This window comes from Streptomyces sp. NPDC054840 (assembly GCF_053611065.1).
This window is the reverse complement of the sequence record NZ_JBSGZP010000505.1, coordinates 1-5,526: the sequence shown is the minus strand read 5'-3', so window position 1 is coordinate 5,526 and position 5,526 is coordinate 1. Positions and strand designations below refer to the sequence as shown.

Genomic DNA, 5,526 nt, shown 5'->3' with positions numbered 1-5,526 from the left:
GTTCGGGCCTAGCTGAACGAGTCGCCGCAGGCGCAGGAGCCCGTGGCGTTCGGGTTGTCGATCGTGAAGCCCTGCTTCTCGATGGTGTCGACGAAGTCGATCGAGGCGCCGTGGAGGTACGGGGAGCTCATCCGGTCCGTGACGACCTTCACACCGTCGAAGTCCTTCACGACGTCGCCGTCGAGGGAGCGCTCGTCGAAGAAGAGCTGGTAGCGCAGGCCGGAGCAGCCACCGGGCTGGACGGCGACGCGGAGCGCCAGGTCATCGCGGCCCTCCTGCTCCAGCAGGGTCCTGACCTTCTCGGCGGCGGCGTCGGACAGGAGGATGCCGTCGCTCACAGTGGTCTTGTCGTCCTGTACGGACATCTGCATTCACTCCCGAAGTGGGCGGCTCCCCGCCGGAGGCGGAGAAACGTCGGACTCTTGCCGTCGGTGGCAACGAGCGGGACCGCGGATTCATTCCGGGACCCGACGCTTGTTTCAGATTTCCATGCTCGCACACCGCACGCGGGGGTGGGCCCGGCGAATCGTGGGCTGATGCGTCACATTGACACTATCGGCATCGTCAAACTGACGTGAAGCGGTTATGATAGATAACGTCAAATAGACGAGAAGTCGAAGCGATGATCCAGAAGTCCCTTGTCGCAGAACAGAAAGGGTGCGTGTCGTGACCACCGCCCAGCCCTTGGACGTCCAGCCGACGCCCCTTGCCCTGCTGCTGCTCGGCCGTGAGGCCGACCCCAAGAGCGAGCGCGGGGTGGAGTGCCCCGGCGACCTGCCCTCGCCGTCGGACCCGAACCTCGTGGAGCGTGCCCGCGCGGCCAAGGAGAAGCTCGGGGACAAGGTCTTCATCCTGGGCCACCACTACCAGCGCGACGAGGTCATCGAGTTCGCGGACGTCACCGGCGACTCCTTCAAGCTGGCCAAGGACGCCGCCGCCAGGCCGGAGGCCGAGTACATCGTCTTCTGCGGCGTGCACTTCATGGCCGAGTCCGCGGACATCCTGACCTCGGACGACCAGAAGGTGGTCCTGCCGGACCTGGCCGCCGGCTGCTCGATGGCCGACATGGCCACCGCCGAGCAGGTCGCGGAGTGCTGGGACGTGCTGACCGAGGCCGGCATCGCCGACGCCACGGTGCCCGTCTCGTACATGAACTCCTCCGCCGACATCAAGGCCTTCACCGGCAAGCACGGCGGCACGATCTGCACCTCGTCCAACGCGAAGAAGGCCCTGGAGTGGGCGTTCGAGCAGGGCGAGAAGATCCTCTTCCTCCCGGACCAGCACCTGGGCCGCAACACCGCTGTCCGCGACATGGGCATGTCCCTGGACGACTGCGTGCTCTACAACCCGCACAAGCCGAACGGCGGCCTGACGGTCGAGCAGCTGCGGAACGCCAAGATGATCCTGTGGCGCGGGCACTGCTCGGTGCACGGCCGTTTCTCGGTCGACTCGGTCAACGACGTCCGCGCCCGGATCCCCGGCGTGAACGTCCTGGTCCACCCCGAGTGCAAGCACGAGGTCGTGGCGGCCGCGGACCACGTCGGCTCGACGGAGTACATCATCAAGGCGCTGGAGTCGGCCCCGGCCGGTTCCAAGTGGGCCATCGGCACCGAGCTGAACCTGGTCCGCCGCCTGGCGAACCGATTCGCCGCCGAGGACAAGGAAGTCGTCTTCCTCGACAAGACGGTCTGCTTCTGCTCGACGATGAACCGCATCGACCTCCCGCACCTGGTGTGGACCCTGGAGTCCCTGGCCGAGGGCAACCTCGTCAACCAGATCCAGGTCGACAAGGAGACGGAGAGCTTCGCGAAGCTCGCGCTGGAGCGGATGCTGGCGCTCCCGTAGCCGCCCCCTCCCCCGCACACGCCCGAAGGGCCGCCCCTCGTATCTTGCGATCGAGGAGCGGCCCTTCGGCTGTCGTGCGACGGGTGTCAGGCCTTGGCCGGGACCTCGTCTTCCGTGGCGGAGGGAGCCGGGACCACCGTCAGACGGGCCTCGCGCTTCGCCGAGCGCTTGGCGCGGCGGCGCTCCTTGCGGAGCTCGACCATCGTGTAGAGGGTCGGCACCAGCAGCAGCGTCAGCACGGTGGAGCTGACCAGGCCGCCGATCACCACGACCGCGAGCGGCTGCGAGATGAAGCCGCCCTCGCCGGTGACGCCCAGCGCCATCGGGAGCAGGGCGAAGATCGTCGCCAGGGCCGTCATCAGGATCGGGCGCAGCCGGTGCCGGCCGCCCTCGATGACCGCTTCGACGACGCCCAGCCCCTGGGCGCGGTACTGGTTGACCAGGTCGATCAGGACGATCGCGTTGGTCACCACGATGCCGATGAGCATCAGCATGCCGATCATCGCCGGGACGCCCATCGGGGTGCCGGTGGCGATGAGCAGGCCGAGTGCGCCGGTCGCCGCGAACGGGATGGACACCAGCAGGATCAGCGGCTGGATCAGCGACCGGAAGGTCGCGACGAGCAGCATGAACACGATCGCGATGGCCGCGAGCATGGCCAGGCCCAGCGAGCCGAAGGCCTCGTCCTGGTCCTCGGAGACGCCGCCGATGGAGGCGGTGGCACCCTCCGGCAGGTCCAGGGCCTTGAGCTTGGTCTGCAGCTCGGCGCTGACCGCGCCGGTGTTGTCGCCGAGCGGCCGTGCGGTGACGGTGGCGGCGCGGGCGCCGTCGATCCGGGTCATCGCGACCGGGCCGGGGACCTCCTTGACCTCGGCGATGTCGCCGAGCTTGACCGGCCCGACCGGCAGGGCCTGCAGTTCGGCGAGGGTGGTGGCCGGCTGCGCGGACCTGATGACGATGTCCCGCTCGGTGTCGTCGAGTACGGCCTTGCCCGCCGGGTTGCCCCGGACGGCCTGCGCGACGATCGCGCCGAGCGCGGCCTGGTTCAGGCCGGCCTCGGCCGCCTTGGGGGTGGCGGTCACGGAGATGCGGGGCACGGACTGGGACAGGTCGCTCTGCACGTCGGCGACGTTCTTGAGCTTCGAGACCTCGACGCGGACCTGCTCGGCGGCCTCGGCGAGGACCTTGCCGTCACCGGCCTTGACGACCACGCTGAGGTTCTGGCTGCCGAAGCCGTCGCCCGCCACGATGCGGGTCTCGCCGATGCCGTCGAGAGCGGCCAGCTTGCCTTCGATGCCCTTCTTGACGGCGTCCGCCTTGCCGGAGTCCTTCAGGCTGACCTGGTACGAGGCCTGGTTGGAGCCCGTACCGCCGCCGAAGGCCGCGAGGAAGCCGGAGGAGCCGACGGTGACCTGGTAGCTCTTGACGCCGTCGACCGAGGACAGCACCTGCTCGATCTTGCGGCTCGCCTCGTCGGAGGCGGCGAGCGAGGTGCCGGGGGCGAGCTCCTGCTTGACCGTCAGGACTTCCTGCTCGCCCTGGTCGAAGAAGTTGGTCTTCAGCAGCGGGGTCATCCCGAAGGTGCCGAGGAGGACGACCACCGCGATGGCCACACTGGTGAGCCGGCGCCGGGTGGCGAAGCCCAGGACGCGGACGTAGAAGAGCTGGAGGCGGCTGCGCGCCTCCTTCTCCTCGGCCTCGCGGCGGGCCTTGGCCGCGCTCTCGGCGTTCCCGGGCTCGACACCCTTGGGCGCGCTCAGGAACCAGTACGAGAGCACCGGTACGACCGTCAGGGAGACGAGCAGCGAGGCCAGCAGGGCCGCGGTGACGGTGAGCGAGAAGGAGCCGAAGAGCTCACCGATCATGCCGTCGGTGAGGCCGATCGGCAGGAAGACGGCGACGGTGGTGAGGGTGGAGGAGGTGACCGCGCCGGCGACCTCCCTGACCGCGGTGATGATCGCGGCCTCGCGCTCCTCGCCGTAGCCGAGGTGGCGCTTGATGTTCTCCAGGACCACGATCGAGTCGTCGACCACGCGGCCGATGGCGATGGTGAGCGCGCCCAGGGTCAGCATGTTGAGCGACAGGTCCTGGGTCCACAGCACGATGAGCGCGAGGACGACGGACAGCGGGATGGAGACCGCCGTGACCAGCGTCGAGCGCAGCGAGGCCAGGAAGACCAGGATCACGATCACCGCGAAGAGCAGGCCGAGCATGCCCTCGGTGGTGAGGCTGGAGATGGACTTGGCGACGGCCGGGCCCTGGTCGCTGACGACGGTCAGGTCGGCGCCGGCGCCGAGCGTGGTGCGCAGCTCGGGCAGCTTCTCCTTGACCGCGTCGGAGATGGCGACGGCGCTGCCGTCCTTGTCCATGGTGAGGACGAGGGCGAGGCTGGGCTTGCCGTTGGTACGGGTGATGGAGACGGCCTTGGCCGGCTCCTGCTTCACGGTGGCGACATCGCCGAGGCGGACGGCCGGCTTGCCCGGGCCGGGCGTCAGGCGCAGCTCTTCGAGCTGGGCGAGGGAGGTGTAGCCGCCGCCGACACGCACGGTGCGGTTCTTGCCCGCCTCGTCGAAGGAGCCGGCGGGGACGGCCGCGCCGCCCGCCTGGAGGCTCTGGGCGAGGGTGGCGCCGTCGAGGCCGGCGGCCGCGAGCTTGGCGTTGTCGGGGGTGACGGTGACCTGGAGGTCCTGGACGCCGTCGACGGTGACCTGGCCGACGCCGTCGATGTCCGACAGGACGGGGACGACGGAACGTTCCAGCTGGTCGGCGAGCGCCTGCTGGTCCTTGTCGGAGGTGACGGCCAGGATGACGGTCGGGATGTCGTCGGTCGAACCGGCCACGACCTGCGGGTCCACCTCGGCGGGCAGCCGGACGCGGGCCCGGTTCACGGCCTGCTGGACGTCGGCGACGAGCTGCTTGGTGCCGCTGTCGCCGTAGTCGAAGGTGGCCATGATGAGGGCGTTGCCCTCGCTGGCGGTGGAGGTGATGCCGGTGAGGCCGTCGACACCCTTGAGCATGGCCTCGATCGGTTCGACGACCTGCTTCTCGACCACGTCGGGCGAGGCGCCCTGGTACGGCGCGAGCACGGACACCATCGGCAATTCGATGGAGGGCAGCAGCTGCTGCTTGAGCTGCGGGATGGCTATGGCGCCGAAGAGGAGCGCGACGATCGACACGAGTCCGACCAAGGCCCTTTGGGCCAGGCTGAAGCGGGACAGCCAGGACATGGGTATGAGATCTCTCTGCAGTGACGAACGCGAGGGCACTCTCACCCTGTCGCACCGGGGTGGCGCGTTTCGTCGCTCGCAGGTGCCGTCCTTATGTGCGGCATACCGCGTCTGGAGTACGTCGTACGGGGCGGTGCTACTCCGCGCGTGGGCGGACCAGTCCCGATTCGTAGGCAATAACCACCAATTGGGCCCGGTCGCGGGCGCCCAGCTTGGCCATCGCCCGGTTCACGTGGGTCTTGACGGTCAGCGGGCTGACCTCCAGCCGCCCGGCGATCCCGTCGTTCGACAGTCCCGCCGCCACGTGCACGAGGACCTCGCGCTCCCGGACGGTCAGCGCGGCGAGCCGCTGTGCGTGAGACCCGGCCGATGCTGCGGCGGTGGCGGGGTCGGCGCCGCCGCCCTGGGCGAGGAAGGTGGCGATGAGCCCTTTGGTGGCGGCCGGGGAGAGCAG

The 5,526-nt window shown here is 69.3% G+C and carries 4 protein-coding genes; 1 reads left to right on the top strand and 3 read right to left on the bottom strand.

Annotation, left to right across the window (positions count from 1 at the left end; all coding sequences use genetic code 11):
- Positions 1–8 precede the first annotated feature (8 nt).
- A complete protein-coding gene (gene erpA, locus ACWGIU_RS28065) occupies positions 9–365 on the bottom strand; it encodes an iron-sulfur cluster insertion protein ErpA (protein WP_030010511.1) in 357 nt (118 codons plus the stop codon).
- Positions 366–657: 292 nt separating this feature from the next.
- Between erpA and nadA the strand changes: the two genes are divergently transcribed.
- The gene (gene nadA / locus ACWGIU_RS28060; protein ID WP_453710356.1) at positions 658–1,845 is read left to right on the top strand and encodes a quinolinate synthase NadA; all 1,188 of its coding nucleotides are present in this window, start codon (positions 658–660) and stop codon (positions 1,843–1,845) included.
- 86 nt (positions 1,846–1,931) lie between these two features.
- Here the strand turns inward: nadA and ACWGIU_RS28055 are convergent, their stop codons facing one another.
- Entirely contained in the window at positions 1,932–5,072 is a 3,141-nt protein-coding gene (locus ACWGIU_RS28055) for an efflux RND transporter permease subunit (RefSeq protein ID WP_453710354.1), read from the bottom strand.
- Between the two features lie 136 nt (positions 5,073–5,208).
- Positions 5,209–5,526, bottom strand: a 318-nt coding sequence (locus tag ACWGIU_RS28050) for a response regulator transcription factor (protein WP_453710352.1), incomplete at its 5' end; no start/stop codon positions are given.

What these genes read in the sequence shown, in the direction of transcription:
- erpA (WP_030010511.1), bottom strand. Translation starts at nt 365, where the DNA reads ATGTCCGTACAGGACGACAAGACCACTGTGAGCGACGGCATCCTCCTG.
- ACWGIU_RS28055 (WP_453710354.1), bottom strand. Translation starts at nt 5,072, where the DNA reads ATGTCCTGGCTGTCCCGCTTCAGCCTGGCCCAAAGGGCCTTGGTCGGA.